Raw genomic sequence first — 24,715 nt, forward strand, 5'->3', positions numbered from 1 at the left:
GTCCCCTGGCCTCAACCACCGCCCCTGAGACCACCGTTGTCACAGTGCCCGGAGTGATGAATGGGGCAGCGTGAGGGACACACGGTGAGAAACACCGATCTCGACGTATCCGAGGACGACCTGACGCGACTCACCAACGACCTTGACGAGATGCAACGTCATCTCGACGGCCAGGTACGGCGGATGGACGCCATCGTCGACCGCATCGAAGCGGGCTGGAAGGGCGACGCCGCCAAGGGGTACCGCGCACTGCACCGGGGGGCCTCGGCGAGTTCTATCCCGTACCGGACGTGGGCCTGCCCGACTCCGAGATCCAGGCATGGCTGGTCGGCCTCGCCGACCGCCTCAAGGAGAGCGTGGAAACCGGCCGCGCCCCGCAGCCCGCCACTCCACAGACCCGCTGGGAGTGGCACACCCGCTTCCCCGAGGTCGCGCAGCTCCTCGGCGGCTGGTTCTCCCAGGACATGCCGGACGAGTTCGAGGATCATGATGCCGCGCTCCAGGACTACTTGGACACCACGGACCCCGGGCTGATCGCCCAGCTCGCGGGGGAGCTGCACGATCTGCTGGCTCCCGTTGGACGAGGCGGACTACGCCCTCGCCCTCGCCGAACTGGGCATGGAGGTCGACCCGCCCTCGCCGTACGCCCCCGGGGGCTGGCTCGCGGAACTGGCGGGCCGCCTGCGCCGAGGGGGAACGTGACCGACCGCCCGCGGGGTCAGCGGTGCACGCCGCCGGGCGTGTGCGCAGGTGGGGCGGCGGCCGCGGTGCCTGTGGCGAGGCGGACCGCCCAGCGGTAGTGGGTCACCCTCTTCGTGGCGCCGATCAGGGCCGCCACCCAGAGGCCGCCACCCACACCCATCAGGTGGGCGACCTCGCCGTACGTCGAGCTGCCGGGGCGCGCGGTCGCCGGGGCCGCGAAGGAGAGCCAGAGGCCGAAGGCGCCGCCGATGAAGAAGGACACCAGGAACCAGCACAGGCGCGGTCTCACTCCTCCGCGGCAGGCCCGGCGGGCGGCTGCTCCGTGCCGGGGCGCGACGGCATGCGTACCCGCGCGAGCAGCAGCTCCCGCTCCCGGGTGTTGCGGGTCAGCGACGCCGCCCGCTCGAACTCGGTCCGGGCCTCGGCGGTGCGGCCGAGCCTGGCCAGCAGATCCCCGCGCACGCTCGGCAGCAAGTGGTAGTTCCTCAGGGCGGGTTCGGAGGTGAGGGGGTCCACGATCGCGAGGCCCGCCTCCGGTCCTTCGGCCATCGAGACGGCGACCGCGCGGTTCAATTCGACGACCGGGGACGGGGCGACGGCGGCCAGGCGCCCGTACAGCGCGGCGATGGTGGCCCAGTCCGTGTCCGCGTACGTCACGGCCTGCGCGTGGCACGCGGCGATCGCGGCCTGGAGGGCGTACGGGCCGGGCGGGCCGCCTGCCGTGTTCGCGCGGCCGAGCGCCGTGAAGCCGCGGCGGATGAGGAGCTGGTTCCAGCGACGGCGGCTCTGGTCGGCGAGGAGGACCGGCTCGCCGTCGGTCCCGGTACGGGCCGTCGTACGGGACGCCTGGAGCTCCAGGAGCGCGGCCAGACCGTGGACCTCGGGCTCCTTGGGCATGAGTCCGGTGAGGACGCGGGCGAGCCGCAGGGCGTCCTCGCACAGGGCGGGGCGCAGCCAGTCGTCGCCTGCGGTGGCCGCGTATCCCTCGTTGAAGACGAGGTAGATGACCTCGAGCACCGAGGAGAGGCGGGCGGCGCGGTCCTCGCCGTACGGGACCTCGAAGGCCACGCTCGCCTTCGCCAGGGTCCGCTTGGCGCGCACGATGCGCTGCGCGACGGTCGGCTCGGGTACGAGAAAGGCGCGGGCGATCTCCTCGGTGGTGAGGCCACCGAGCAGGCGCAGCGTGAGCGCGATGCGCGCCTCGGCGGACAGGACCGGGTGGCAGGCGGTGAAGACGAGCCGCAGGAGGTCGTCGTCGATGTCGCCGGGGCCGGCGGCGAGGTCGGCGGGGTCCGGTTCGTAAGTCGCTGCCGCCGTCTCCAGGTCGCGGCCCATCTCGGCGAGCTTGCGCGCGTACGTCTCGCGGCGGCGCACGAGATCGATCGCGCGGTGTTTCGCGGTGGCCATGAGCCAGGCGCCCGGATTGTCCGGGACACCCGACTCCGGCCACTGTTCCAGCGCGGCGACCAGAGCGTCCTGCGCGAGCTCCTCGGCGATGCCGAGGTCCCGGACGATCCGCGTCACGGCGGCGATGATGCGTGCGGACTCGATCCGGAAGACGGTCTCGACAGTCGCGACGGACTCGACGGCCCCACGAGCCGTGCCCGCCTCGCCGGCGGCCCCGCGGGCCCCGCCCGCCTCGCCGGCGGTCCCGCCGCCGACCGCGTTTCGTGCGCTCACGGGTACCCATCAGAGCACCCGCGCGGCGCAGCGGCAATCAGCGGCCGGTCCGCCGGGCGTCAGCCCTCCACGATCTCGCGAACCTCACAGGTGACGTTCCAGTGCTCCTCGTGGACCTGCAGGAAGCGCTTCGTCCACTCCACGGCCTCGGTCTTGTCCTTGGCCTGGACGATCGCGTAACCGCCGACGACCTCCTTGGCCTCCGTGAACGGTCCGTCGGTGACGGTCAGCTCGCCACCGGACCAGGTGACGCGCGTGCCCTGTGAGGTCGGGGTGAGACCGGCGGTGTCCAGCAGGACACCGGCCTTGGTCATCTCCTCGATCAGGTTCCCCATCCGCTCCATGAGTTCCTGACTGGGGCCCTCGGCGGGAGCCTCGGCCTCGTTGATACGGACCATCGACAGGTAGCGGGGCATGGTGACTCCTCGGGTCGGGTCGGCGGGGCTGTTCCCCGCCTCTCACCATGTACGTCGAACAGGAGCCGGGCCGATCGACACGGCCGCCGAGATCTTTTACAGGTAGTCCTCGAGGCGCGCGACCGTGAAGCCCTGCTCCTGGATGCGGCGCAGCATGGCCGCCGTCATCTCGGTCATCGTCCTGCCCTTCAGGTCGGACGGCCCGCGGAAGTGGGCCAGGATGATGTCGCCGGGGTGCAGCTTCCTGTCGCCGCGCTGGTACTGCATGTTCTTGATCTGCATGGACTCGCGCCACAGCACGATCGCCTCGACGCCGCAGGCCTTGGCGGCGGCACGGGTGTCCTCGTTCCAGTTGCCGTACGGCGGGCGGAGGAGGCGGGGGGCGGTGCCGTAGTGCCGCTTCAGCCTGTTCTGCTGGCCGCAGATCTCCCGCTTCTGGGCGGCGGCGCCCAGCGTGCGCAGGTCGGGGTGGGTGAGGGTGTGGTTCTGCACGCCGTTGCCGAGCTGCTGCAGCCGCTCGAAGTAGCCGTAGTCCGCGCTGATGGCCGCGTCGGTCAGGAACATGGTGAAGGGGATCTTCAGTTCCCTCATCATCTTCACGAACTCCGGGTCCTTCTCGGCCCCGTCGTCGATGGTGATGAAGACGACCTTGTCCTCGGTCGGGATCTCACTGATCACGGGTACGTCGCCGCCCGGACGCAGCGTCACCGGCTTCTTGGCGGGCGGGGCCGGCGGAGCGGCGAGCGGCTCGAGGCCCCACGCGCGGTAGGCGGCCGTGGTGCCGGCGGCGCCCGCTCCTGCCACGGAGTCCGGCCTGGCCGCGCGCGGTGACGCGGTCGCGGGCGGGGTAGCCGATGTCCCGGAGGCCGAGGGTACGGTCGGCGACGCCTCCGACGGGGTCGAGCACCCCGACATCAGTCCGGATATCAGCCCTGCCGCGAGCAGTGTCCCGGCAGCCCGCCGCCACCCCGCGATGTTCCCGCCCACCCCTGCACCTCATGTCCGTACGCCTGAACCGCTTCGCCCTGCTTGATGGCCGAAAGGCGTACGGGGTTGCGTGCGCGTGCGGAACTCGTCGGGACTCATCCCATGGGGACGTCCGTGGGGGCGCCTGCGGCGACGTCCCCGGAGAAGTCGAGCGACTCGAAGCGCCAGCGGTGCACCGGCCGCGTGATCAGTTCCGCGGCCGGCTCGGGCAGTTCCGGTGGTTCGGGCAGCTCGGCATCGGACCCCGGCACCTCCCACCAGGTCAGGACCAGAACCCGCTCACCCGGCGCCCGGAACGTCTCCCTCCGCAGCGGCGCGGCGGCAAGGGTCTGCTTCCGCGCCCACTCCAGCAGCTCCGGGCCCCGCCCCTCGGCCGCCCGCGCCTCCCACATCAGCGTGACGACCGTCATGAGTACAGGTTGTCCTTGCTGATCTCGTGCACATGGTCGTGGTCGTGCACATGGCCGTTGTGGTTGCCCGGCACATGAGGTTCCGTCACCGGCAGCGAGGAGTCCGCGGACAGCTCCCAGTCCGAGGCCGGCCGGTTCCTGGCGACCATCTCGGCGCCGAGCGCCGCGACCATCGCCCCGTTGTCCGTGCACAGCTTCGGCCGCGGCACCCGCAACCGGATCCCGGCCCGCTCGCAGCGCTCCTCCGCGAGCGCGCGCAGCCGCGAGTTCGCCGCGACACCGCCGCCGATCATCAGGTGGTCCACGCCCTCGTCCTTGCAGGCCCGCACGGCCTTCCTGGTCAGCACGTCCACCACCGCCTCCTGGAAGGACGCGGCGACATCCCGTACGGGCACGTCCTCGCCCGCGTTCCGCTTGGCCTCGATCCAGCGGGCCACGGCCGTCTTCAGCCCGGAGAAGGAGAAGTCGTACGCGGGATCGCGCGGGCCGCTCAGCCCGCGCGGGAACGCGATCGCCGTCGGGTCGCCCTCCTTGGCCAGCCGGTCGATCACGGGACCGCCCGGAAAGCCCAGGTTCAGCACTCGCGCGATCTTGTCGAAGGCCTCGCCCGCCGCGTCGTCGATCGTCGCGCCCATCGGCCGTACGTCGTTCGTGATGTCCGGCGCGAGCAGCAGCGACGAGTGGCCGCCGGAGACCAGGAGCGCCATCGTCGGCTCGGGCAGCGGGCCGTGCTCCAGCTGGTCCACACAGATGTGCGAGGCCAGGTGGTTCACCCCGTACAGCGGCTTGTCCAGCGCGTACGCGTACGCCTTCGCGGCCGAGACACCCACCAGCAGCGCGCCCGCGAGCCCGGGGCCCGCCGTCACCGCGATGCCGTCGAGGTCGCGGGCGGTCACTCCCGCGTCCTTCAGGGCGCGCTCGATGGTCGGGACCATCGCCTCCAGATGCGCGCGCGACGCGACCTCGGGCACGACCCCGCCGAAGCGCGCGTGCTCGTCGACGCTCGAGGCGATGGCATCGGCGAGCAGGGTGGTGCCCCGGACGATGCCGACGCCCGTCTCGTCGCAGGACGTCTCGATGCCGAGGACGAGCGGTTCGTCAGCCATGGTTATCGGTTCCTTGTGCGTCGTGTACGTGCAGGCGCATGACGAGGGCGTCGATGTTGCCCGGCTGGTAGTAGCCGCGGCGGAAGCCGATCGGCTCGAAGCCGAAGCGCTCGTACAGCTTCTGGGCGCGGGTGTTGTCCACCCGCACCTCGAGAAGCACCTCGTCGCATTCGAAGGCGGTGGCGTGCTGCAGCAGATCGGTCAGGAGCCGGGAGCCGAGCCCGGTGCCCCACTGGTCGCGGGCGACGGCGATGGTCTGCACGTCGCCGAGTCCGCCGGCCGCGGCGAGGCCGGCGTACCCGACGATCCGGCCGTCGGCGGGATCGACTGCGGCGACATAGCGGCGGGTGGCGCGCGGGCCGCGGGAGTGCGCCAGCTCGGACCAGAACATCCCGGGCGACCAGGCGTCCTCCGGGAACAGCTCGTGCTCCAGCCTCAGCACCGGCTCGATGTCCCACCACCGCATCTCGCGCAGCACAGTGGCGGTCGTGGCGGTCATTTCGGCGTGACCACCTTGTAGTTCTTCGGCACCTGAGCGTCCGGGCGGCGCAGATACAGCGGCAGCGGCGGCAGCATCTCCTCGCCCGCCGCCAGCTTCTCGGCGGCGAGCGACGCGAGGGCGGCGGCCGACTGGTGCTCGGGGCCGTGGGCGTCCGGGAAGGTCTCGGGGTAGAGCGCCGCGCCCGCGCCGACGGCCGGAAGCCCGGCGACCTGCTCGGCGATCTCGGCGGGCCGGTCGACGGCCGGCTCGCCCACGCGCGTGCGGAAGCCGTCGTAGCGCGCCCAGTAGACCTCCTTGCGGCGCGCGTCCGTCGCCACCACGAAGGGCCCTTCGAGCCCGGACGCGTAGGCGAGTCCGTCGAGCGTGCACAGGCCGTGGACCGGAACCCCGAGCGCCGACCCGAACGTCGCGGCGGTCACGAGTCCGACGCGCAGTCCCGTGTACGGTCCGGGGCCCACGCCGACGACGAGATCCGTGACGGCACCGAGTTTCAGCCCCGCGTCGGCGAGGGCGCGGTCGACGGCGGGCAGCAGCAGCTCCCCGTGCCGGCGCGCGTCGGTCGAGGTGGCCTCGGCGACGACGGACGCACCGTCGTGGAGGGCGACGGTGACGGCGGGGGTGGCGGTATCAACGGCGAGCAGAAGCACGCAAACAGCCTACGGCCACGCGCGGGGGGCGCGGTTCCCGTACCGTCATGCCGCTGCTGCTACCGTCACTCCGATAGCTATGGGGGTACCTCCCAGGTCGAAGACTCTGGGGGAGAGAGGGGAGCGAAGGTGGCAAGGAGCAGCTCGGGAACGGTGGCCGGGCTCACCGCTGCGGCCCTCGCCGCGGTCGCGTTCCTCGCCTATCAGGCCTCCGCGAACGTGCCCGAGAACCTCGCGAAGCCCTCCGTCGGCGATGTGTCACCCGCCGCACGTCCCTCCGGCGGGGCGGACCAGCCGCAGAAGAACCCGCTGGACCTGCCCGCGAAGTCCGGTACGGGCATGCGCGTCGTCTACGCGCTGACCGAGCAGCGGGTCTGGCTGGTGGACGAGAAGGGGCTGCCGTCTCGCACCTTCGCGGTCATGCCCAGCACGGTGAACCCGCTGTCCGGCCAGTACGTCGTGACCTCGAGGAGCGGCAGCATCCGGGGGTCGGACGGGGTGCAGATCGAGCACGTCGTGCGGTTCGCGAACGTCGACGGCGTGCACGTCGGGTTCAGCGCCGCGGTGGACGGCTCGATGCCGGCCCCGGACCCGGAGAAGAAGACCGGCGGCGTGCGGATGAAGCGCGCGGACGGCGACGCGCTGTGGACGTTCGCGACGATCGGCTCCAAGGTCGTCGTCGTCCCGTAACGGCCCGGGCCCTACGGCAACGCCCGTGGCCCTACGGCCGCACGCGCGTGGACACCGGAACTGGGTCCCTTGGCGCCGTAGACGTACCGGCCCTACGGCCGCACGCGCGTGGACACCACTCGCCTGAACGCCACTCGTACGGGCTACGCGGCGTTGCGCCGTTCCTCGCACCGGTCGGTCCCGGCGGGCTCCGGAGTCTCCGCGTCGCGCTCCCGCGGCGGAGTGGAGACCGCGCTGGCCGCCGCGCACGACGCCAGCAGATCCCGCATCGAGAAGGCCGACGGTGACCGCGGCCGCGACTGCGGCTGCACTTCACGCTCGGGCGCCGACATGGATGCCTCCTGGGGCTCCGGGGGCAGGCTTGGTTAGGTAGGCCTAACCAGGTCGTGGTATCCATGTGACCACGCCCGGAGCAGCGCACGCAACAGTTTGCCGACGTCTTGTCGGAACGTACACAACCAGCGGGTCGGGCCGGGCCGGGACTCCGCCGCGTCGGTCAGGCCGTGAGCCCCTCGAGCCCCGCGTCCTCCCAGCGTGTGCCGGTGCCCGTCACGGTGACCGTGCGTCGCTCGTCGTCCGTGTTGCCGACGACCCGGTGGATGACCACGTGCAGCCGGTCGTCGGACAGGTCCTCCACCTTGCCGTCGCCCCACTCCACGACCACCACGGACTCGGGCAGCGAGACGTCGAGATCGAGGTCCTCCATCTCGTCGAGCCCGCCGCCCAGCCGGTACGCGTCGACGTGCACGAGCGCGGGGCCGCCGACCAGCGAGGGGTGCACGCGGGCGATGACGAAGGTCGGGGACGTGACGGCGCCGCGTACGCCCAGGCCCTCTCCGAGGCCGCGCGTCAGCGTCGTCTTGCCCGCGCCGAGCTCACCGGAGAGCAGCACCAGATCACCGGGCCGCAGCAGCTTCGCGAGCCGGCGGCCCAGCTCCTTCATCTGGTCCGGGGAGGTGAGAGTGAGACGAGCGGCGGCCTCAGCCGCCGGGCTGTGCGGTGCTTCCATACGTGCCAACGTTAGCCGCTGCCGGGACCGCGCCGACGCGGACCAGCAGGTCCGCCAGCCGGTCGGTGACCACCTCGGGGTGCTCCAGCATCACCAGATGCCCGGCGTCCGGCACGATCACCAGCTCCGCGTCGGGCAGCAGGTCCGCGATCGCCTCGCTGTGCGAACTGGGCGTGACCAGGTCCCTGTCCCCGGCCAGGACCAGCACCGGGACCTCCTGGAAGATGCCCAGCGCCTCGGCCTTGTCGTGCTCCTGGAACGCCGGGTAGAACTCGGCGACCACATCGATCGGAGTGCCCTCGATCATCCGCTCGGCGAACCGGGCCACCGCCGGGTCCACGTCCTTCGAGCTGAACGAGTACCGCTTGATCAGGCCCGCGAACAGGTCGGCCGTGGCCCTGCGGCCCCGCTCGACCAGCTCCGCCTGCGAACCGAGCGCCCGCAGGACTCCCGGCAGCACGCGCCGCACCACGTTGACGCCCGCCACCGGCAGACCGTAGTTCACCTCGCCGAGCCTGCCCGCCGACGTACCGACGAAGGTGGCGCCGACGACGCGCTCCCGGATCAGCTCGGGGTAGTGGGCGGCCAGCGCCATCATCGTCATGCCGCCCATGGAGTGGCCGACCAGCACCAGCGGGCCCTCGGGCGCAGCCGCGTCGATGACCGCCTTGAGGTCGCGGCCCAGCTGGTCGATGGAGACCGGCACGCCGTCCGGGCCCGACTGGGCGGCCCCGCGGCCGGAGCGGCCGTGGCTGCGCTGGTCCCAGTGGACCGTGCGGACCAGGCCGCGCAGCGCGGCCCGCTGGAAGTGCCACGCGTCCTGGCTGAGGCAGTAGCCATGGCTGAAGACGACGGTGACCTGCGCGGGCGACTTGCGGCCGAAGAGCCGGCGCCTGCGCGGCCCGGCGCCACCCGCCTCCGGGTCGACCTCGTCGGTCTCGTAGTAGAGCGCCGTGCCGTCGTCCGCCGTGGCCCGGCCGGGGGTGCCGCGCAGGCCCCCGTAGGGACCGGAGGCGTCCAGCGCGAGCCGGGCCTTGCGGCGCATGCCGCGGCCCACGGTCATCCGCTCTATCGCGACGCCCGCCGCCGCACCGGCGGCGATCACTCCTATGGCGGCGCCGGCGAAGCCTGCCCGGCGCCAGTTGCCCGCGGCCGCGTCGGTCACCGCCGCCGCCACGTCCCCCGCGCTGCTCTCGCTCACCGTGCCGCTCCTACGGGTCCAGGTCTCAGTGGTCTCGTCACTGCTCGTCGATGTAGACGCGCGGGACGCGCGCGCCGATCCGCGTCACGATCTCGTACGCGATGGTTCCGGCCGCCTCGGCCCAGTCCTCGGCGGACGGCTCGCCACGGTCGCCCGGGCCGAACAGCACCGCCTCCGCCCCCTCCTGGACCGTGTTGCCGCCGTCCGGGCCGAGGTCGACCACGAACTGGTCCATCGCGACCCGGCCCGCCACACGCCGCCACTTGTCCCCGATCAGCACCGGGCCGCGGCCCGACGCGTGCCGGGGGATGCCGTCGGCGTAACCGACGGGGATCAGGCCCAGGGTGGTCTCGCGGTCCGTGACGTAGTGATGCCCGTAGCTGACGCCATGGCCCGACGGGACGTGCTTGACGAGCGCCACCGATGCCTTGAGCGTCATCACCGGCCGCAGACCGAGGTCGGCGGGGGCGCCCAGCTCCGGGCTGGGCGAGATGCCGTACACCGCGATGCCCGTGCGCACCAGGTCGAGGTGCGTCTCGGGGAGGGTCAACGTGGCCGGGGAGTTGGCGATGTGCCGGACCTCGGGCTCGACGCCCTCCTTCTCGGCGTACGCCACCAGGTCCTTGAAGACGGCCAGTTGGGCGGCGATGGAGGGGTGGCCCGGCTCGTCGGCGCACGCGAAGTGCGACCACAGTCCGGTGACGCGCACCGTGCCCGCCTCCTCGGCGGCGCGGGCGGCTGCGACCAGCTCGCCCCAGTCGGCGGGCGGGCAGCCGTTGCGTCCGAGGCCGGTGTCCGCCTTGAGCTGGATACGGGCCGGGCGGCCGGCCTCCCGGGCCGCGCGGGTGACTTCCCGCAGCGCCCACAGGCCGCTCACCGCCAGGTCGAGGTCCGCCTCGATACCCGCGCGCCAGGGCCCGCCGGGCGTCCACAGCCAGCACAGCACCCGGCTGCGGATCCCGGCCGCCCGCAGCGCCAGCGCCTCCTCGGGCGTCGCGGTGCCGAGCCAGGTCGCACCCGCCTCGAGCGCGGCCTTCGCGCAGGGCACCATCCCGTGGCCGTACGCGTCCGACTTCACCACGGCCATCACGGCGGCACGGGGCGCCCGCGCGCGCAGTGCGCGGACGTTGGCGCGCAGCGCGGCGAGGTCGATCTCTGCGCGGGCTCGAAAGGGTGCGTTCTGAGTCATCGCCGTCAGTCTCTCAGAGGCCCGCGACAGAGTTCGTACGGCAACGACCGCGAGTGGCCCTGGTCACCCGCGTGACGGGTCGGGCCTCGTGGTTTCGTACGACAGGCATCCGGCCGCCCGGCCGCGCCCGGCAGACAGGGTCCTTCGGGAGCCCGTCCGGCGGCCGAAGGCCGATACCCGGGCCAACTGGGGGATACCGGGCCCGTCTTCGGCCCGCGCGGGAGCGGTCCCGGGGGCCTGCGGCCGGCGCGTCAAAGCGTCCTCGTGTCGCGCCAGGCCCGCGGGATCGCCCCGGCTACGTCATGGGCCGACACCGGGGCGTCGTGGGAGACCAGACGGGCCGCGAGCCCGTGCAGATACGCGGCCACGGACGCGGCGTCGAACGGCGCGAGTCCTGCCGCGAGCAGGGACCCGCCCAGCCCGGACAGCACATCCCCGCTCCCGGCGGTGGCCAGCCAGGACGTGCCGGTCGGGTTCACCCGGACCGGGCGGCGCGGATCCTGGTCCGCCACGAGGGTCGTGGAGCCCTTGAGCAGCACCGTGGCCCCGTACTTCGCGGCCAGCGCCCGTACTGAGGCGAGCCGCGCCCCCTCGACCTCCTCGCGCGACACGCCGAGCAGCGCGGCCGCCTCGCCCGCGTGCGGGGTGAGCAGCGTCGGGGCGGTACGGGCCTGCACGGCGGCCGGGTCCAGGGCACGGAGCCCGTCCGCGTCGACCAGCACCGGCACGTCGGAGTCCAGCACCTCGCCCACGCCGGGCCCGTCGCCCAGGCCGGGCCCGACGACCCAGGCCTGTACGCGGCCCGCCTTCGACGGGGGCCAGCCGTGGACCAGCGCCTCGGGGAACCGGGCGATGACGGCGTCGGAGCCGGGGCCCACGTACCGCACGGCGCCCGCGCCCCCGCGCAGCGCGCCCGCCACGGCGAGCACGGCCGCCCCCGGGTAGCGCGCGGACCCGGCGACGATGCCCACGACCCCGCGCCTGTACTTGTCGCTCTCCGCGGCGGGAACCGGCAACAGCTGGGCCACGTCCGCGTGTTGCAGGGCCTCCAGCTCCGGCACGGAGGGCAGATGCGGCTCGAGCCCGATGCCGACGAGCCGTACGGCGCCCGAGTGCTCCCGCGCGGGATCGATCAGCAGGCCCGGCTTGTACGTCCCGAACGTGACGGTCGCGTCGGCCCGCAGCGCCTCGCCCGCGACCTCGCCCGTGTCCGCCTCGATCCCGCTCGGCAGGTCGACGGCGACGACCGTCGCGTGGGATCCGCGTGCCGCGCGCGCGACCGGTACGGCATCGGGACGCAGGCCGCCGTGGCCGCCGATGCCCGTGATCCCGTCGAGCACCAGGTCCGCCGCGGCCAGCACCTCGTACGGGTCGTCGGCGACCCGGCCCCCGGCCTTCAGCAGTGCCGCGAGCCCGGCCCGGTGGGCGCGGTCGGGCGTGAGCAGTACGGCGTTCACGCCGGCGCCGCGCCGGGCGAGCCTGGCCCCGGCGTACAGGGCGTCGCCCCCGTTGTCGCCGCTCCCCGCCAGGACCACGACCCTGGCCCCGTACACCCGCCCGAGCAGCCCGGCGACCACGGCGGCGAGGCCGGCGGCGGCCCGCTGCATGAGCGCGCCCTCCGGCAACCGGGCCATCAACTCGGCCTCGGCGGCCCGTACGCTCTCCACGCTGTAGGCATGACGCATGCTCAGAAGCATGCCGTGCGGTGCCCTCCGGAGCCACGCCGCCGTGCCCGAAACACACGAGCACCGGCACCGGTCGATCGCCGTCCTGGGCACAAACCACCCACCGGTCGGGGGGACAACCGGGGCGGGGCCGTGCAGGGTCGCCCCCGCAGAAATCGCGCGGAGGTACCGGACGACGCCCTACCCACCGATTTCGTAGAGGCGAGGAGGGGCCCCGCACCACCACCCACGGACAGCGGCCGCACCCGGCCCGTCCGGGGGTCCCCATGCCGCAGGGCGTAGGGGGCACTTGAGGACGGACACACCGGACGCCCGCCACGGCACCGGGCACACCCCCACCCCATCCCGCACACCGCACCGCGGGAGGCGCCGGCAAGGACGTCGCGCCCCGAACGGCCGGAGGCCCCGTCACCCCTCCGCGATCACCACCGCCGACGCCACGCCCGCGTCGTGGCTGAGCGAGACGTGCCAGGACCGCACCCCCCGCGCCTCCGCAGCCGCTGCCACGGTCCCCCGGACCCGCAGCCGCGGCCGGCCGGAATCCTCGACGTACACCTCGCAGTCCGTCCAGAGCAGCCCGGCCGGGGCGCCCAGCGCCTTCGCGACCGCCTCCTTCGCGGCGAAGCGGACCGCGAGCGAGGCGACCCCGCGCCGCGCCCCGCTCGGCAGGAGAAGCTCGCTCTCGAGGAACAGCCGGTCCGCCAGCCCCGGCGTCCGCCGCAGTGCATCCTCGAACCGGTCGATCTCGGCGACGTCGATCCCCACCCCGATGATCATTCGACGGTGACCGACTTCGCCAGGTTCCGTGGCTGGTCCACCTCATTGCCGCGTGCTGTCGCCAGCTCGCACGCGAACACCTGCAGCGGCACCGTCGCGACCAGCGGCTGCAGCAGCGCGGGAGTCGCCGGGATGCGGATCAGATGATCCGCGTACGGCGCCACCACCTCGTCGCCCTCCTCGGCGATCACGATCGTCCGCGCTCCCCGCGCCCGGATCTCCTGGATGTTCGACACGATCTTGTCGTGCAGGACGGACCGGCTCCGCGGCGACGGCACGACCACCACCACCGGAAGGTCCTCCTCGATCAGCGCGATCGGCCCGTGCTTGAGCTCGCCCGCCGCGAAGCCCTCCGCGTGCATGTAGGCCAGCTCCTTGAGCTTGAGCGCTCCTTCCAGGGCGACCGGGTACCCCACGTGCCGCCCCAGGAAGAGGACGGTGTTCTTGTCCACGAGCGACCGTGCCAGCTCCCGCACGGGCTCCATCGTCTCCAGGACCCGGTCGACCTCGCCGGCGATCTTCGAGAGGTCGCGGATGACGGCCCGGATCTCGTCCCCCCACTTGGTGCCCCGGACCTGCCCCAGATACAGCGCCACCAGGTAGCACGCCACCAGCTGCGTCAGGAACGCCTTCGTCGACGCGACCGCGACCTCGGGGCCCGCGTGCGTGTAGAGCACGGCGTCGGACTCGCGCGGAATCGTCGATCCGTTGGTGTTGCAGATGGCCAGGACCCTCGCGCCCTGCTCGCGCGCGTGCCGCAGCGCCATCAGCGTGTCCATGGTCTCGCCGGACTGCGAGATCGCGATCACGAGTGTCCGCTGGTCGAGGATCGGGTCCCGGTAGCGGAACTCGCTCGCCAGCTCGACCTCGCACGGAATGCGCGTCCAGTGCTCGATCGCGTACTTCGCGATCATCCCCGCATGGAAGGCCGTACCGCACGCCACGATCACGACCTTCTGCGCTTCCCTCACCACCCGGTCCGGGATCCGCAGTTCGTCCAGGGTCAGCGACCCGTTCGCGTCGATCCGCCCGAGCAGGGTGTCGGCGACCGCCTTCGGCTGCTCGGCGATCTCCTTGAGCATGAAGTAGTCGTAGCCGCCCTTCTCCGCTGCGGAGGCGTCCCAGTCCACGTGGTACGTCCGCACCTCGGCCGGCGCGCCGTCGAAGTCGGTCACGGTGACGGCGTCGCGCCGCAGTTCGACCACCTGGTCCTGGCCCAGCTCGATCGCGGAGCGCGTGTACGCGATGAACGCCCCCACGTCCGAGGCGAGGAAGGCCTCCCCCTCCCCCACGCCGACGACCAGCGGCGAGTTGCGACGGGCCCCCACGACCACGTCCGGCTCGTCCGCGTGCACCGCGACCAGCGTGAACGCGCCCTCCAGCCGGCGGCACACCAGCCGCATCGCCTCCGCCAGCTCACCGCAGGAGGAGAACTCCTCGGCGAGCAGATGCGCGACGACCTCGGTGTCGGTCTCGGACGCGAGATCGTGCCCGCGCTCGGTCAACTCGGCACGCAGCGCCGCGAAGTTCTCGATGATGCCGTTGTGGACCACGGCGACGCGTCCCGCGTTGTCCAGATGCGGATGCGCGTTGGCGTCGGTCGGCCCGCCGTGGGTGGCCCACCGGGTGTGCCCGATGCCCGTCGAACCGCTCGGCAGCGGCCGGTCGACCAGCTCCTTCTCCAGGTTCAGGAGCTTGCCCGCCTTCTTGGCCCCGGCCAGCCCGCCGTCGGCGAGCACGGCGACGCCCGCCGAGTCGTACCCCCGGTATTCGAGCCGCTTGAGCCCCGCGATCACGACATCGAGCGCGGACTGCGCTCCCACATAACCCACGATTCCGCACATGGCCGCAGCCTACGGCGTACCGCGCGCGCCGCCCCGGACCCGGGGTGCGGCTGTCCCTGCCCGCCGCCCGCCCGCGCCACTGTGACGTACTCCACCGACATTCATGTCCGGCGTGTCCGCAGACGCCCCCGGGCGTGAGCGACGCCACGCCGCACTCCGTCCGGCCTGGGCCGACAATGAGCGTGTGATCACTTCGCCGCCACGAAGCCGCAGGCCCGACAGGACCGAGACGTCCCCCTACGTCGACCTCACCCGGGACGAGTGGAGCGCCCTCCGCGAGAGGACCCCGCTCCCGCTGACCGCCGCCGAGGTCGAGCAGCTGCGAGGGCTCGGTGACGTCATCGACCTCGACGAGGTGCGGGACATCTACCTGCCGCTCTCCCGGCTGCTCAATCTGTACGTCGGCGCCACGGCCAATCTCCGCGGCGCGCTCAACACCTTCCTCGGGGAGGCGGGCAACGGCCACGGCACCCAGCGCGGCACGCCGTTCGTGATAGGCGTCGCGGGGTCCGTCGCCGTCGGCAAGTCCACGGTCGCCCGTCTGCTCCAGGCCCTGCTCGCCCGCTGGCCCGAGCACCCGCGCGTCGAACTCGTCACCACCGACGGGTTCCTGTACCCGATGAAGGAGCTCCAGGCCCGCGGCCTGATGTCGCGGAAGGGTTTCCCCGAGTCGTACGACCGGCGCGCGCTCACCCGCTTCGTCGCCGACATCAAGGCGGGCAAGGACGAGGTCACCGCCCCCGTCTACTCGCACCTCATCTACGACATCGTGCCCGGCGAGCGCCTCACCGTCCGCCGCCCCGACATCCTCATCGTCGAGGGACTCAACGTCCTCCAGCCGGCGCTCCCCGGCAAGGACGGCCGCACCCGCGTCGGGCTCGCCGACTACTTCGACTTCTCCGTGTACGTCGACGCGCGGCCCGAGGACATCGAGTGCTGGTACCTCAACCGCTTCCGCAAGCTCCGCGAGACGGCCTTCCAGGACCCGTCCTCGTACTTCCGGAAGTACACCCAGGTGTCGGAGGAGGAGGCGCTGGACTACGCCCGCACCATGTGGCGCACGATCAACGGGGTCAATCTGCTGGAGAACGTGGCTCCGACCCGGGGACGTGCCACGCTGGTCGTGCGCAAGGGCCCGGACCACAAGGTCCAGCGCCTGTCCCTTCGCAAACTCTGAGGAGCCCTGCGTGCTGCACCTGCGCCTGATCGTCCCGCCGGACCGCACCGACGAGGTGGTGCGTACCGTCGAGAGGACGGTCGGTACGGCCCACCTCGCCGTGCTGACGGGCGCCGCCCGCAACCCGTCGGGCGATCTGGTGCTCTGTGACGTGGCACGCGAGGCCGGCGACGCGCTGATCGGCCATCTCCGCGAACTCGGCCTGGACAAGGACGGCTCCATCGCCGTCGATTCCATCGATCTGTCGCTGTCCACGCGTGCCGACGAGGCGGAGGAAGAGGCTCCGGGCGAGGGCGCGGACGCGGTCCTGTGGGAGCAGCTGACGGACGCGACGCACGAGGAGTCGACGCTCTCGTTCACCTACATGGCGTTCCTGACTCTGGCGACGATGATCGCCGCGTGCGGTGTGGTGCTCGACAATGCGATCCTCATCGTGGGCGCGATGGCCGTCGGCCCGGAGTTCGGCCCGCTCGCCGGGTTCAGTACGGCGATGGTGCAGCGTCTGCCGCGGCTGGCCTGGCGCTCACTGGCGGCACTGATCGTGGGCTTCGCGGCGGCGATGGCGGTGACGGTCCTCTTCAGCTACTTCATGGACGGCGCCGGACTCTTCGAGCGCGCGATGCTGAGGGCCGACCGGCCCAACACGGGCTTCATCTACGATCCCGACGCGTTCTCGTTCGTCGTCGCCGTGCTCGCGGGCATCGCCGGCACGCTCTCGCTCACCTCGGCGAAATCGGGCGCCCTGGTGGGCGTGGCCATCTCCGTGACGACGGTCCCGGCGGCGGCCAACGCGGCGGTGGCGCTCAGCTACGGCGAGTACGGCCAGGCCTGGGGCTCCGCGGAGCAACTGCTGCTCAATCTGCTCGGCATCATCCTCGCCGGCACGCTCACGCTGTTCGCCCAGAAGTGGCTGTGGTCGCGCCGGCGGAGGCGTGCGGGGAAGTCAGCGGCCTGACAGCGTCTCGGCGAGCCAGTCGAAGACGACCTCGCAGTGCTGCTGCGGGGCCATCGGTGAGCAGTGCAGCTGCGCGCCGGTGGCCGCGGTGAGCTTCACGTAGTCCTTGGGCGAGGTCAGCTTGTCGAACATCTGGCGTGCCTGGCCCGGGTAGAACTGCTCGTACTCGTAGTCCAGGACCAGCGTGGGCATCTTGATGCGGCCCACGACACTCGTGATGTCCAGCGACTCGATCAGCTTGGCGGGGGTGTAGAAGTCGGTGAAGATCTTGCCCTCACGGGCGTCGAGCATCGCCGGCACGGAGAAGGGCTCGAAGCGCTTCTTCAGCGTCGCGGCATCGGCCGGAGGCAGCTCGGGGACGACCTCCTTGTTCCAGATGTTGTTGGTCTCCGCCTTGCTCGGCGTGAGGATCTCCCGGATCTCCTGCGGAAAGCCCAGCCACGGCGTCAGGCAGCCGGGCATCGCCACCAGAGCGGCGATCCTGTCCTCGAAGGCCGCGGCCCGGGGCGCCAGGTCGCCCGCCATGCTCAGTCCGGTCAGGCCGATCTTGTCGGCGTCGACGTCCGGGCGGGCGGCCAGCCAGTCGACGAGCGGTGTGACGACCTTCTCCCAGGTCGGAGTGAAGACCACCTGGTCCACGAAGAGCAGCTGCCCCTGGCCGGGCCCGTCGTACACGAGGGCGTTCCAGCCGCGGTCCAGGGCGGCCGGGACACCGTAGGTCCACATGTCGACGTTCTGCCCGTCGCTGCCGTTCGTGAGGATCACGGTGGGGCGGCGCCGATCGGACTCGTCCGGCCGGAAGAACCACACCGGCAGCGGTGTCGTCCCGTACGGGACGGTCGTCTTCAGCGGTGCCGGGTCGCACAGGTCGCAGAACTTGTCCCAGGCGGCGCGCCCGGCCTTGTACAGCTGCTCCTCGCTGCCGGGGTCGTCGGAGCCGAGGACGAAGAACAGCGCCTGGCCGTAGTACTGCGCGGCGCGAAGCGCCCGGAAGCGCGTGGTCCGGTCGTCGGGTTTGCTGCCCTCGGGCGGATCCATGAGCTGGTCGCCGAGCTTCTTGAAAGTCTCGACGTACGTCTGCGAGGAGAGGCCGGCCTTGTTGATCGTGTTGACGGCGGTGAGTACCTCGCCCACCTCACCGGCACCCGAACCGGCGCCACCCAGCGCCATGAGCCCGTTGAAGTTGAACGCCGGGTCCTTGAAGAGCGTCATCACGCCGGGGGTGGGACCACCCGCCGGTGCGGAGACCGACGCCGTGGGACTGGGTGTGGGTGCGGCCGCGGGCGACGCGCCGGACGGTGTGCACCCGGCGGCCAGTACGGCACCGGCCCCTCCGACGAGCCCGGCGATCGCGGTACGGCGGGAGGGTCCGGAGGCGCGATCACCTGATACGTACGTCATGCCAGCCGAACGTACGAGCCGCGCCTCCGGGCCCCTCCCCGCGACACCAGCCGTTCCCCCGTACGGCGCTGTGCGGCGTGCTCCGTCAGCCCAGCGCCGACTTCACCGCGTCGGCCAGCCGTCCCGCAACCGCCTGTGCCTGGTCGATGTCCGCGGCCTCGACCATCACGCGGACGAGGGGCTCGGTGCCGGACGGGCGCAGCAGCACCCGGCCCGTGGAGCCGAGCTCGCGCTCCGCGTCGGTGACCGCCGCCGCCAGATCGTCCGATGTCGCGACGCGCGACTTGTCGACGTCCGGGACGTTGATCAGGACCTGCGGCAGGCGGTCCATCACACCGGCCAGCTCCGCCAGCGAGCGCCCCGTCGCCGCGATCCGCGCCGCCAGCATCAGACCGGTCAGCGTGCCGTCGCCGGTGGTCGCGTGGTCGAGGACGATGACGTGGCCGGACTGCTCGCCGCCGAGGGCGTACCCGTGCTCCTTCATCGACTCCAGGACGTAGCGGTCGCCGACCGCCGTCTGCACCAGCTCGATGCCCTCGCGCTCCATCGCCAGCTTGAAGCCGAGGTTCGACATGACGGTCGCGACGACGGTGTTCCCGCGCAGCGTGCCCGCCTCGCGCATGGACAGGGCCAGCACGGCCAGGATCTGGTCGCCGTCGATCTCGTTGCCCTGGGCGTCCACGGCGAGGCAGCGGTCGGCGTCACCGTCGTGGGCGATGCCGAGGTCCGCCCGGTGCTCGACGACCGCGGCCTTCAGCAGGCCCAGGTGGGTGGAGCCGCAGTTGTCGTTGATGTTGAGCCCGTCCGGCTCGGCACCGATCGTGACGATCTCCGCCCCGGCCCGTGCGAACGCCTCGGGCGAGACCCGGGCCGCCGCACCGTGCGCCTCGTCGAGGACGACCTTCAGCCCGTCGAGCCGGTTCGGCAGGACCCCGATCAGGTGGGCGACGTACTTGTCGAAGCCCTCGTCGTAGTCGCGCACACGGCCCACCCCGGCGCCCGTCGGCCGGTCCCACGGCGCGCCGGTGCGGTGCTCCTCGTACACGGACTCGATACGGTCCTCCAGCTCGTCGGCCAGCTTGTGGCCGCCGCGCGCGAAGAACTTGATGCCGTTGTCGGGCATGGCGTTGTGGCTCGCGGAGAGCATCACGCCGAGGTCGGCGCCCAGCGCGCCGGTGAGGTACGCCACAGCGGGGGTGGGCAGCACACCGACGCGCAGGACGTCCACGCCCGCGCTCGCGAGACCCGCCACGACGGCGGCCTCCAGGAACTCCCCGGACGCGCGGGGATCACGCCCGACCACCGCCGTCGGCCGATGGCCCTCGAACGTGCCCGCCTCGGCGAGCACGTGCGCCGCCGCGACCGACAGACCGAGCGCGAGCTCCGCCGTCAGATCCGCGTTGGCGACACCGCGCACACCGTCCGTGCCGAAGAGTCGTCCCACTGGTGTCCTCCGAAAATGCTCCGAAAACGAGGGGCCTCGTAGCGTTGTCCTGTGTTTATACGCCCGAGGCATCGAGTTGTGTCACCCCGGGGGGTCACCCCGGGTCCGTTCCCGTCCGTTCAAACGGAACGCCCCGGCAGCACGGAGTGCCGCCGGGGCGAACGTATGCCGTATGTGGCAAGCAGGCGGGATTAGCGCTTGCTGTACTGCGGCGCCTTACGGGCCTTCTTCAGACCGGCCTTCTTGCGCTCGACCGCACGGTCGTCGCGGCTCAGGAAGCCGGCCTTCTTCAGCGGGCCGCGGTTGTTGTCCACGTCCGCCTCGTTCAGCGCGCGGGCCACGCCGAGGCGCAGGGCGCCGGCCTGGCCGGAGACGCCGCCACCCGAGATGCGGGCGATGACGTCGTAGCGGTTGTCGAGCTCGAGCACCTTGAAGGGCTCGTTGACTTCCTGCTGGTGCACCTTGTTGGGGAAGTAGTCCTCAAGGGTGCGACCGTTGATCTTCCACTTGCCGGTGCCCGGAACGATCCGGACGCGGGCGATGGCGTTCTTCCGACGGCCGAGGCCGGCGGCCGGCTGCGGCTCGCCGAAGCGGGACGCGAGCGACTCGCTGGTGTACTCGCCCTCGACGGGGGTCTCGGACTCGAAGGTGGTGACCTCTGCGTAGGTCTCTTCGCCCTCGAGCGGAACTTCGGTGGTGGTCTCGTCGGCCACGATTCTCCTCAGAATTCTCTTCGTCTTAGGGGGTGGCCGGACTTACTGCGCGACCTGGGTGATCTCGAACGGGACCGGCTGCTGAGCAGCGTGCGGGTGGTTCTCGCCCGCGTAGACCTTCAGCTTCGAGAGCATCTGACGGCCCAGGGTGTTCTTGGGGAGCATGCCCTTGACGGCCTTCTCGACGGCCTTCTCGGGGTTCTTCTCGAGGAGCTCGTCGTAGCGGATCGAGCGCAGACCACCCGGGTAGCCGGAGTGACGGTACGCCATCTTCTGGGTCCGCTTGTTGCCGGACAGGTGCACCTTGTCGGCGTTGATGATGATGACGAAGTCACCAGCGTCAACGTGCGGCGCGTAGATCGGCTTGTGCTTGCCCCGCAGAAGGGTGGCGGCAGTGGTCGCCAGACGACCCAGGACGACGTCCCGGGCATCGATGACGTGCCACTGGCGGGTGACATCGCCGGGCTTGGGGCTGTACGTACGCACGGTCGTAGCCTTCGCTTCTCAGTGTTGGGGTATCCCCAAGCCCTAGGGCTTAGGGGAAGGGTCCTAAGGCCACCCGGACGATCACGACAGCCTTGGCCGCACATCGGGGACGCAACCCGAGTGCATGCCGCTGGTCATCGGCCCGGTGAACCGGCGTAAGGGCCCCTCGCGTGAGAACGACCAAGCCAATACGCATAACGAACCAGAAGAATACCTTCGGGCACCCACGCGGGTCAAAACGCCTCGGCCCACAGCCGGGGACGCGGCCGAAGGCCCAGGCGGCGCTACCGCTCCCGTTCCACCCGCCGCTCGTCCCACACCGGCTCCGCCGTCTCCCGTACGCGACCGTCCGCGCCGAAGACCAGATACCGGTCGAAGGACTTCGCGAACCAGCGGTCGTGCGTGACCGCCAGCACGGTCCCCTCGTACGCCTCCAGGCCCTCCTGCAGCGCCTCCGCCGACTCCAGGTCCAGGTTGTCCGTCGGCTCGTCCAGCAGCAGCGCGGTCGTCCCGCGCAGCTCCAGCAGCAGGATCTGGAAGCGCGCCTGCTGCCCGCCCGACAGACGGTCGAACGACTGGTCGCCCTGCTGTTCCAGCTCGTACCGCCGCAGCGCGCTCATCGCCCCGCCCCGGTCCTTGGCATGCTCCGTCCAGAGAATGTCGACGAGGGGGCGGCCCAGCAGCTCCGGGTGTGCGTGGGTCTGGGCGAAGTGCCCGGGCACGACCCGCGCCCCCAGCTTCCACTCCCCCGTGTGCGACACGCCCTCCCCTGCCAGCAACCGCAGGAAGTGGGACTTGCCCGAGCCGTTCGACCCGAGCACCGCGACCCGCTCCCCGTAGAAGACCTCCAGGTCGAACGGCTTCATCAGGCCCGACAGCTCCAGACCGGAGCAGGTCACCGCCCGCACACCCGTCCGCCCGCCCCTCAGCCGCATCCGGATGTCCTGCTCGCGCGGCGGCTCCGGCGGCGGGCCGGCCTCCTCGAACTTCCTGAACCGCGTCTGCATCGCCCGGTACCGCGACGCCATGTCGGGGCTGTTCGCCGCCTGCTGCCGCAGCTTGAGCACCAGCGCCTTCAGCCGCGCATGCTCCTCGTCCCAGCGCCGCTTCAGCTCCTCGAAGCGCGCGAACCGCTCCCGTCGCGCCTCGTGGAAGGTGTCGAAACCGCCGCCGTGCACCCACACCGTGCTGCCCGAGGGCCCCGGCTCCACCGCCACGATCTTCTGCGCGGCCCGCGACAGCAGCTCCCGGTCGTGGGACACGAAGAGCACCGTCTTACGCGTCTCGCGCAGCCGCTCCTCCAGCCACCGCTTGCCCGGCACGTCCAGATAGTTGTCCGGCTCGTCCAGCAGCAGCACCTCGTCCGGCCCGCGCAGCAGCGCCTCCAGCACCAGCCGCTTCTGCTCACCGCCCGACAGCGTCCGTACCAGCCGCCACTGCGCCTTCTCGTAGGGCATCCCGAGCGCCGCCGTGGTGCACATGTCCCAGACCGTCTCGGCCTCGTACCCCTGCACCTCGGCCCAGTCGCTCAGCGCCTGCGCGTACCGCATCTGCGCGGACTCGTCGTCGACGGACATGATGAGGTGCTCGGCCTCGTCGACCGACCGCGCCGCGTCGCGGATCCGCGGCTGGGCCACGGACACCAGCAGGTCCCGGACCGTGCGTTCGTCCCGCACCGAGCCCACGAACTGCTGCATCACGCCGAGCCCGCCGCTCCCCGACACGGTCCCGCCGTGCGGCTTGAGCTCCCCGGACAGAAGCCGGAGCAGTGTGGTCTTGCCCGCGCCGTTCGCGCCGACGAGCGCGACCACCGCGCCCTCCCCCACCCGGAAGGAGACGTCGCCCAGCAGCGGCCGCCCGTCCGGCAGGTAGTACTCCAGATGTCCGGCCTCGAGATGTCCCATGGCTGGCATTCTCACCGCCGGACACGCTCCCGCCCAACCGGTTTAGGATGCGCGGCATGAGCTTTGGGGGACCCCAGTGGCCGCAGGAGCCGCACCAGCACGCACAGCAGCCGCAGACACCCGACTGGGCCGCGCTGGCGGAAGCGTCCGCAGCGCGCGCCCGGCGCAGAAAGTGGTTGCTCATCGGCGGCGGCGCACTGGCGACGGCGGCGATCGCCGCGATCGTCGCCACGGCCGTCGTCTCGATGAACAAGGACACCGGCGACCCCGGCAAGAACGCCGGTGACCTGCCCACGGCTCCGGATCTGCCGAACGAGACGGGCCGGCCCGAGCCCTCGTTCTCGTCCGTGGCACCGCCTCCCCCGCCCAACCCCAAGGACTTCATATCCAACGAGAAGAAGGACACGGCGCCGCTCAGCGCCGACACCCTCTTCCCCGGCAAGAAGCTGACCATGGGCGACCGGGTGTACGCCAAGGGCCCGACCGCCCGCACCACCAACTGCGCAACGGCCACCCAGGGTTCACTCGGCGCCGTCCTCACCGCCAACGCCTGCGACCAGGTCATCCGTGCCACGTACACCAGGGAAGGCGTGGCCGTCACCGTCGGTGTCGCCGTCTTCCCGACGGAGGCTCAGGCCCGGGCGGCCGTCAAACGGTCCGTCAAGAATGTCGCCCCGCTGGCCGGCTCCGGCGTGGCAGGCTTCTGCAAGGGCGGCCCGGTCTGCCGCTTCGTGGGCAACTCCTACGGCCGGTACGCCTACTTCACGGCCACCGGCCATCTCAACGGAAAGTCCGTCACCAAGGGCGACACCAAGGCGTTCCAGCCGGGCGACGACCTGGCCGAGTTCACGTTCCGTCAGATCGTCGCGCGGGGCGAGATGCAGGCGTCAGCAGCAGCCACCGCTCCCGCCGGTCAGTGAGCCCGGCAGCGACCGCTTGTTGCGGGCCTCCAGGTTCCTGGCGGCCAGCAACTCGTCGGCCGGATAGCCGACTTCCTCCAGCGTGAGCCCGTGCGGCCGTACGACGTGCACGGCCGAGTCCCGCACGCCGGCGGCCAGCACCTTCCCCGGCCAGTCCGCCGGCCGGTGCCCGTCGCCGACGAACAGCATGGCGCCCACCAGCGCGCGCACCATGTTGTGGCAGAAGGCGTCGGCCCTCACGGTCGCGGTCAGGATCCCGTCCGCACCCCGCACCCAGCGCAGCTCCTTCAGCGTCCGGATGGTGGTGGCACCCTCGCGCTTGCGGCAGTACGCGGCGAAGTCGTGCTCCCCCAGCAGCCGTTCGGCGGCGGAGTTCATGGCGTCCACGTCCAACGGCCAGTCGTGCCAGAGCACATGGCCGCGCAGCAGCGGGTCGACACCGCCGGGGTGGTCGGTGACGCGGTAGGCGTACCGCCGCCAGACCGCCGAGAAGCGCGCGTTGAACCCCGCCGGGGCCTCCTCGGCCTTCCACACCCGCACATCGTGCGCGAGCCGACCGGCGAGCCTCCGCAGCAGCTTCTCCCGGTGCTCGTCCCACAGGGACTGCGGGAGATCGACGTGGGCGACCTGTCCACGCGCGTGCACCCCGGCGTCCGTGCGGCCGGCGACGGTCAGCTCGTACGTCACGGACGACCGGGTCACCGTGCGGATCGCGTCCTCGATCTCGCCCTGTACGGTCCGCTGCCCCCGGGTCTGCCGGGCCCAGCCGGAGAACTCCCTGCCGTCGTACGACAGGTCCAGCCGCACCCGCACGAATCCGGGCTTCACGTCGTCGCTCACGTCTCATATCCCTTTCACGGGAACGGGCCC

At 71.9% G+C, this 24,715-nt stretch carries 27 protein-coding genes; 5 read left to right on the forward strand and 22 right to left on the reverse strand.

Annotation, left to right across the window (positions count from 1 at the left end; translation table 11 throughout):
- Positions 1-158: 158 nt before the first annotated feature.
- Positions 159-560 carry a hypothetical protein gene (locus ABT078_RS42640; RefSeq protein WP_502981210.1) on the reverse strand — a complete coding sequence of 134 codons (402 nt, stop codon included), beginning with the start codon at positions 558-560 and terminating at the stop codon, positions 159-161.
- Here ABT078_RS42640 and ABT078_RS42645 point away from each other — a divergent pair.
- On the forward strand, positions 465-800 hold the full coding sequence (locus ABT078_RS42645) for a hypothetical protein (protein WP_502981209.1): 336 nt from the start codon (positions 465-467) through the stop codon (positions 798-800). The genes ABT078_RS42640 and ABT078_RS42645 overlap by 96 nt on opposite strands.
- Here ABT078_RS42645 and ABT078_RS11810 read toward each other — a convergent pair.
- The 8 genes from ABT078_RS11810 to tsaB all read right to left on the reverse strand — a co-directional run bounded on the left by ABT078_RS11810 (position 719) and on the right by tsaB (position 6,450).
- The gene (locus ABT078_RS11810; protein ID WP_351226483.1) at positions 719-991 is read right to left on the reverse strand and encodes a hypothetical protein; all 273 of its coding nucleotides are present in this window, start codon (positions 989-991) and stop codon (positions 719-721) included. The genes ABT078_RS42645 and ABT078_RS11810 overlap by 82 nt on opposite strands.
- A complete protein-coding gene (locus ABT078_RS11815; protein WP_351226801.1) occupies positions 988-2,253 on the reverse strand; it encodes an RNA polymerase sigma factor in 1,266 nt (421 codons plus the stop codon). Before ABT078_RS11815 ends, ABT078_RS11810 begins: the two co-directional genes overlap by 4 nt.
- Before the next feature lie 188 nt (positions 2,254-2,441).
- Positions 2,442-2,798 carry a YciI family protein gene (locus ABT078_RS11820; protein WP_351226485.1) on the reverse strand — a complete coding sequence of 119 codons (357 nt, stop codon included), beginning with the start codon at positions 2,796-2,798 and terminating at the stop codon, positions 2,442-2,444.
- A gap of 96 nt (positions 2,799-2,894) precedes the next feature.
- Complete coding sequence (locus ABT078_RS11825; protein WP_351226803.1) at positions 2,895-3,713, reverse strand: polysaccharide deacetylase family protein; 819 nt, start codon at positions 3,711-3,713, stop codon at positions 2,895-2,897.
- A 167-nt stretch (positions 3,714-3,880) separates the two neighbouring features.
- Positions 3,881-4,195, reverse strand: a complete 315-nt coding sequence (locus tag ABT078_RS11830) for a hypothetical protein (protein WP_351226487.1) — start codon at positions 4,193-4,195, stop codon at positions 3,881-3,883.
- On the reverse strand, positions 4,192-5,301 hold the full coding sequence (gene tsaD / locus ABT078_RS11835; RefSeq protein WP_351226489.1) for a tRNA (adenosine(37)-N6)-threonylcarbamoyltransferase complex transferase subunit TsaD: 1,110 nt from the start codon (positions 5,299-5,301) through the stop codon (positions 4,192-4,194). Before tsaD ends, ABT078_RS11830 begins: the two co-directional genes overlap by 4 nt.
- On the reverse strand, positions 5,294-5,800 hold the full coding sequence (gene rimI, locus ABT078_RS11840; protein ID WP_351226491.1) for a ribosomal protein S18-alanine N-acetyltransferase: 507 nt from the start codon (positions 5,798-5,800) through the stop codon (positions 5,294-5,296). Before rimI ends, tsaD begins: the two co-directional genes overlap by 8 nt.
- Positions 5,797-6,450, reverse strand: a complete 654-nt coding sequence (gene tsaB, locus ABT078_RS11845; protein ID WP_351226493.1) for a tRNA (adenosine(37)-N6)-threonylcarbamoyltransferase complex dimerization subunit type 1 TsaB — start codon at positions 6,448-6,450, stop codon at positions 5,797-5,799. The genes rimI and tsaB overlap by 4 nt, the downstream gene beginning before the upstream one ends.
- Before the next feature lie 129 nt (positions 6,451-6,579).
- Between tsaB and ABT078_RS11850 the strand changes: the two genes are divergently transcribed.
- The gene (locus ABT078_RS11850; RefSeq protein ID WP_351226495.1) at positions 6,580-7,140 is read left to right on the forward strand and encodes a hypothetical protein; all 561 of its coding nucleotides are present in this window, start codon (positions 6,580-6,582) and stop codon (positions 7,138-7,140) included.
- Between the two features lie 143 nt (positions 7,141-7,283).
- Here ABT078_RS11850 and ABT078_RS11855 read toward each other — a convergent pair whose 3' ends face one another.
- From ABT078_RS11855 to glmS, 7 genes are all read right to left on the reverse strand, one after another.
- Complete coding sequence (locus ABT078_RS11855) at positions 7,284-7,472, reverse strand: hypothetical protein (RefSeq protein ID WP_351226497.1); 189 nt, start codon at positions 7,470-7,472, stop codon at positions 7,284-7,286.
- A 164-nt stretch (positions 7,473-7,636) separates the two neighbouring features.
- Positions 7,637-8,149, reverse strand: a complete 513-nt coding sequence (gene tsaE / locus ABT078_RS11860) for a tRNA (adenosine(37)-N6)-threonylcarbamoyltransferase complex ATPase subunit type 1 TsaE (protein ID WP_351226499.1) — start codon at positions 8,147-8,149, stop codon at positions 7,637-7,639.
- Positions 8,121-9,350: an alpha/beta fold hydrolase gene (locus tag ABT078_RS11865; RefSeq protein ID WP_351226501.1), complete on the reverse strand. Its 1,230-nt coding sequence runs from the start codon at positions 9,348-9,350 to the stop codon at positions 8,121-8,123. The genes tsaE and ABT078_RS11865 overlap by 29 nt, the downstream gene beginning before the upstream one ends.
- A gap of 37 nt (positions 9,351-9,387) precedes the next feature.
- Complete coding sequence (gene alr, locus ABT078_RS11870) at positions 9,388-10,539, reverse strand: alanine racemase (RefSeq protein WP_351226503.1); 1,152 nt, start codon at positions 10,537-10,539, stop codon at positions 9,388-9,390.
- Positions 10,540-10,790: 251 nt separating this feature from the next.
- A complete protein-coding gene (locus ABT078_RS11875; RefSeq protein WP_351226505.1) occupies positions 10,791-12,224 on the reverse strand; it encodes an NAD(P)H-hydrate dehydratase in 1,434 nt (477 codons plus the stop codon).
- A gap of 408 nt (positions 12,225-12,632) precedes the next feature.
- Positions 12,633-13,001, reverse strand: a complete 369-nt coding sequence (locus ABT078_RS11880) for a holo-ACP synthase (protein WP_351226507.1) — start codon at positions 12,999-13,001, stop codon at positions 12,633-12,635.
- Positions 12,998-14,845: a glutamine--fructose-6-phosphate transaminase (isomerizing) gene (glmS, locus tag ABT078_RS11885; protein WP_351226509.1), complete on the reverse strand. Its 1,848-nt coding sequence runs from the start codon at positions 14,843-14,845 to the stop codon at positions 12,998-13,000. The genes ABT078_RS11880 and glmS overlap by 4 nt, the downstream gene beginning before the upstream one ends.
- Positions 14,846-15,029: 184 nt before the next feature.
- On the opposite strand from glmS, the gene coaA reads away from it, so the two are divergent.
- Together coaA and ABT078_RS11895 are read left to right on the forward strand one after the other, a co-directional pair.
- A complete protein-coding gene (coaA, locus tag ABT078_RS11890; protein WP_351226511.1) occupies positions 15,030-16,022 on the forward strand; it encodes a type I pantothenate kinase in 993 nt (330 codons plus the stop codon).
- 10 nt (positions 16,023-16,032) lie between these two features.
- Positions 16,033-16,977, forward strand: a complete 945-nt coding sequence (locus ABT078_RS11895) for a DUF389 domain-containing protein (protein ID WP_351226513.1) — start codon at positions 16,033-16,035, stop codon at positions 16,975-16,977.
- Here the strand turns inward: ABT078_RS11895 and ABT078_RS11900 are convergent.
- From ABT078_RS11900 to ABT078_RS11920, 5 genes are all read right to left on the reverse strand, one after another.
- The gene (locus ABT078_RS11900) at positions 16,966-18,378 is read right to left on the reverse strand and encodes an alpha/beta hydrolase family protein (protein ID WP_351226515.1); all 1,413 of its coding nucleotides are present in this window, start codon (positions 18,376-18,378) and stop codon (positions 16,966-16,968) included. The two genes, ABT078_RS11895 and ABT078_RS11900, sit on opposite strands and share 12 nt — an antisense overlap.
- Before the next feature lie 85 nt (positions 18,379-18,463).
- On the reverse strand, positions 18,464-19,822 hold the full coding sequence (gene glmM, locus ABT078_RS11905; protein WP_351226517.1) for a phosphoglucosamine mutase: 1,359 nt from the start codon (positions 19,820-19,822) through the stop codon (positions 18,464-18,466).
- 191 nt (positions 19,823-20,013) lie between these two features.
- A complete protein-coding gene (gene rpsI / locus ABT078_RS11910; protein ID WP_351226519.1) occupies positions 20,014-20,535 on the reverse strand; it encodes a 30S ribosomal protein S9 in 522 nt (173 codons plus the stop codon).
- Between the two features lie 42 nt (positions 20,536-20,577).
- A complete protein-coding gene (rplM, locus tag ABT078_RS11915; RefSeq protein WP_351226521.1) occupies positions 20,578-21,021 on the reverse strand; it encodes a 50S ribosomal protein L13 in 444 nt (147 codons plus the stop codon).
- Between the two features lie 284 nt (positions 21,022-21,305).
- Complete coding sequence (locus ABT078_RS11920) at positions 21,306-22,934, reverse strand: ABC-F family ATP-binding cassette domain-containing protein (protein WP_351226523.1); 1,629 nt, start codon at positions 22,932-22,934, stop codon at positions 21,306-21,308.
- A 47-nt stretch (positions 22,935-22,981) separates the two neighbouring features.
- On the opposite strand from ABT078_RS11920, the gene ABT078_RS11925 reads away from it, so the two are divergent.
- Entirely contained in the window at positions 22,982-23,845 is an 864-nt protein-coding gene (locus tag ABT078_RS11925) for a hypothetical protein (RefSeq protein ID WP_351226525.1), read from the forward strand.
- Here the strand turns inward: ABT078_RS11925 and truA are convergent.
- Complete coding sequence (gene truA / locus ABT078_RS11930) at positions 23,813-24,685, reverse strand: tRNA pseudouridine(38-40) synthase TruA (protein ID WP_351226527.1); 873 nt, start codon at positions 24,683-24,685, stop codon at positions 23,813-23,815. The two genes, ABT078_RS11925 and truA, sit on opposite strands and share 33 nt — an antisense overlap.
- Between the last annotated feature and the right edge of the window lie 30 nt (positions 24,686-24,715).

It is taken from the genome of Streptomyces sp. NPDC002133, assembly GCF_040296405.1.
GTDB lineage: Bacteria > Actinomycetota > Actinomycetes > Streptomycetales > Streptomycetaceae > Streptomyces.